Source organism: Micromonospora sp. KC213 (assembly GCF_004348325.1).
Taxonomy (GTDB): Bacteria; Actinomycetota; Actinomycetes; order Mycobacteriales; family Micromonosporaceae; genus Micromonospora.
The window spans coordinates 1-3,397 of sequence record NZ_SMKF01000298.1 but is presented as its reverse complement, the minus strand read 5'-3'; the positions used below and the strand labels follow the sequence as shown (position 1 = coordinate 3,397).

Annotated in this window: 4 protein-coding genes; all 4 read right to left on the bottom strand. The window is 72.8% G+C overall.

The features are described 5' to 3' along the window. Positions 1-12: 12 nt before the first annotated feature. Positions 13-204 carry a hypothetical protein gene (locus E1166_RS29945; protein WP_132270239.1) on the bottom strand — a complete coding sequence of 64 codons (192 nt, stop codon included), beginning with the start codon at positions 202-204 and terminating at the stop codon, positions 13-15. A 12-nt stretch (positions 205-216) separates the two neighbouring features. Further along, on the bottom strand, positions 217-1,074 hold the full coding sequence (locus E1166_RS29940) for a type II secretion system F family protein (RefSeq protein WP_132270259.1): 858 nt from the start codon (positions 1,072-1,074) through the stop codon (positions 217-219). After that, complete coding sequence (locus tag E1166_RS29935; protein ID WP_132343174.1) at positions 1,074-1,967, bottom strand: type II secretion system F family protein; 894 nt, start codon at positions 1,965-1,967, stop codon at positions 1,074-1,076. The genes E1166_RS29940 and E1166_RS29935 overlap by 1 nt, the downstream gene beginning before the upstream one ends. Then, positions 1,964-3,397 (bottom strand): CpaF/VirB11 family protein (locus E1166_RS29930; RefSeq protein WP_132343173.1); only part of this gene is annotated, 1,434 nt, incomplete at its 5' end. The genes E1166_RS29935 and E1166_RS29930, both read right to left, overlap by 4 nt.

The window sequence follows — 3,397 nt, the reverse complement described above, 5'->3', positions numbered from 1 at the left end:
GAGCGGGTGGGGTCACTTGCCCGGGATGCTGTTCATCCAGCTCTCGGCCTTCTGGAGCACCAGGCCGGTGACCGCGGTGGCCGCGACCACCAGGCCAGCGATGATCACCGCGGTGGGCACCGGGCTGTCGCCCCGGTCCGACTCGCGGCGCAGCCGGGACAGCCGGTCCACCGCGGCGAGGTAGAAGAACGTGAACATGTGCATGGGGAGGGCTCCTCACAGACGGGCGACGAAGGGATAGATGATGAAGCCGAGCAGGACGAAGACCAGCAGCGATCCGGGGATGTCGAGCCGGCTGGTGATCCCCTCGGCCCGGGTCAGGTTGTCGGTGCGGATCTGGTCCCGCAGGGAGTCGGCGCGGCTGCGCAGCGTCTCGTGCACCTGCGCGCCCTCGCTGCCCGAGTTCCGCATGATCGCGCCCACGTCGCCCAGCTCGGCGATGCCGATCCGATCGGCCAGCTCCTGCAACTCGTCCCACGGGGAGTGCATCTGCAACTGCGCGATCCGCAGCGACTCGCGGATCCGCTCGAACACCCAGCCGTCGCAGACCGTCGCCGCGCGTTCCAGGGACTGCACCGGGCCGTGCGCCGCCGACAGCTGCAACGCCACCAGATCCAGGTAGGTGCAGACCGCCTGGCGGAACTCGTCCCGCGCGGCGTCCGCCTTCGCCAGCACCGCCCGGTGGGCCAGCAGCGCGCAGAGCAGCGCCATCCCGAGGCTGCCCAGCACCGGTACGGCCACCGGCAGGCGCATCCCACCGAGGAAGAGCAGCGCGCCGAACACCGTCGGGGTGGCCAGCCCGATCAGGGCGGAGAGCAACACCGACAGGGCGTACTGCTCCGGGGTCCGGCCGATCAGGGCGAGCTGGCGGTGCGGCGGACTGAGCCAGCGGGCGAACCCGCCCAACCACTCCAACCGTCGTGACGAGGCGGCCGTGCCGGGCGGCTGGTGCAGCCGGCGCAGCGCCGGACCGAGCGCCGGGTACGCCGGCAGCGCCTCCCGGACCAGCAGGAACACGCCCAGGCCGATGCCCGCGCCGCCGAGCACGGCGATCGCGAGCTGCCAGTTGAGGATCACGCGACCGCCTCCTTGAGATCGGGGGCGGGCAGGAAGCGGGCCGGCGGCGGGGGCTGGCTCATCGCGCGCACCCAGACCAGCAGCCCGATGAAGGCCGCGCAGAGCACCGCCATCACCAGTTGCCCGACCACCGTGCCGTACGGGCGGATGTAGTCGGTGTTCAGCAGCCCGTACCCGAGCACCACCAGGGTCATCCCGGTGAGGAAGCGGACGGCGAACCTCGGCTGGGTGCGCTTCGCCTCCACCTCGCGGCGGGTGGCCACCTCGGCGGCGGCGGCCGAGGCGATCGCCCCGAGCACGTCACCGAGGCGTTCACCCCGGTCGGACAGGTGCAGGATGAGCGCGGCCACCACCTGGTCGCAGACCGGGTCGCCGATCTCGTCGGCGAACGCGAGCAGCGCCGCGCGGGCCGTCCAGCCGGCCTGCAGCCGGGCGGCGAGCAGCCGTACCTCCTCCTGGATCTCCTCCGGGACGGTGGCGATGGTGTTCACGATGGCCGCCTGGAGGCCCTGCCCGGTGGCGGTGACGTCCTTGAGTCGGCGGGTCCACTCGCCGACCGCCTCGACCCGGGCGATGGCCCGCTCCTCGGCCTTGCCGACCGCGAAGAGCCAGGGCACGCCCGGCACCGCCGCGGCCACGATCAGGCCCACCACCGGCAGCCCGGTGAGCAGGAAGGCCAACGCCCCCGTTCCCGCCGCCACCGCCAGTCGCGTTTGGTGCAGCCGCCGCTCGCGCCGGCTGGAAGCGGGCCAGAACCGGCGCAGGCCCCGGCTGGCGCCGGGGCGGGACCGGGTCGGCGCGCGGGTGCCGGTGAGTGCGACCACGGCCAGCACCAGCCCGGCCACGCAGGCCGCGCCGGAGACGACGGCGATCAGCTCGATCGGGTTCATCGCCGGACCACCGGACCGAGGCGGCTGTGCCGGGGGCGACGCCACGCGCCGGCGCCCGCCTCGATGAACCGGCTGAGCAGTCGGGCGTCGTACCCGACCCGCAGGAGCTGGTCACGGATGCGTTCTGGCAGGTGGCGGGGGATCGCCCGGCCGTCCGGGCCGGGACCGAAGATGGAAGTGGTGATGATCCGGCTGCCCTCGCCGACCCCGACTACCTCCTCCACATGGGAGACGAAGCGGTGCTTGCGCCCGCCGATCGCGGTCTCGTCCTCGACGGTCACGTAGACGATCAGGTCGAGAGCGTTGCCGGCCATCCGGCGGGCCTGGTCGACCGTCATCTCCCGGCCGTGGGCCAGCGCCAGCTCGATGATCCGCTCGCTCACCCCGGCCGGGGTACGGGCGTGGATGGTGCACATCGACCCACGGCTGGTCGTCATCGCCTGGAGCATCGGCACGATCTCCCGGGACCGCACCTCACCCACGATGATCCGCAGCACGCCCATCCGCAGCGACAACGGGATCAGGTCGGCGATGCTCACCTCACCGGCCGGTCGGCCGTCCAGACCGCGCTCGCCGTGCCCCTCCCGGGCCTCGAAGCTCATCACCGCCCGGTGCTTGTGCCCGCGCCGGGCGGGCAGCAGCTCCCGGCTCTCCTCCAGCAGCACGTACGGCTCGTCCGGCGGGATCTCGTCCATCAACGCGCGGATGACGGTGGTCTTTCCCGCCCCGGCCAGCCCGGCGACCATGATGTTCAGCCCGGCCCGCATCGAGGCGCGCAGGAAGTCCCGCAGCAGCGGGTCGATCATCTCGTCCAGGTCGGCCCGGGTGCCGCAGATGTCCTCCAGGCTGACGTCCAGCGTGTTGTGCTTGCGGATCACCGCGTACGGACGGTGGCTGACCAGGAACACGGCCGCGAGCCGGCTGCCGTCGGGCAGTTGCAGGTCCAGCGTCGGTTTCGACGTCGACAGGGACCGCTCGGTGGCTCCCGCCCGGCGGGCCGCCGCTTGGAGGATCTCCACCAGTTCCTCGTCGCTGTCGGCGATCGGTTCGGCCCAGTCCACGCCGCCGCCGTGCCGGGTGATGCGTACCTGGTCGCAGCCGAGGATGTGCACCTCCTCGATGGAGTCGTCCACCAGCAGCGTCTGGAGCCGACCCAGGCCGACCAGTTCGGCCGTGACCTGGTCGAGCAGGAGCCGTTCCTCCTCGGCGGTGAGCGGGGTGCCGGCGCGGCGTACCGAGTCGGCGTATCCGGAGACGACGGCGACGGCGAGCCGCGCCCGCTCGACCTCCTCGGCATCTCCGTCGAACTCCCGGCCCCGCTGCCAGTGGGTGAGCCGTTCGCTCAGTTCCCGGCGCAGCTCGCGGACCACCGCGAAGTCCACCTTGGGTCTAGGCGGCGGAGCCGGCGTGGGCGGCGGTGGGGCCGGCGG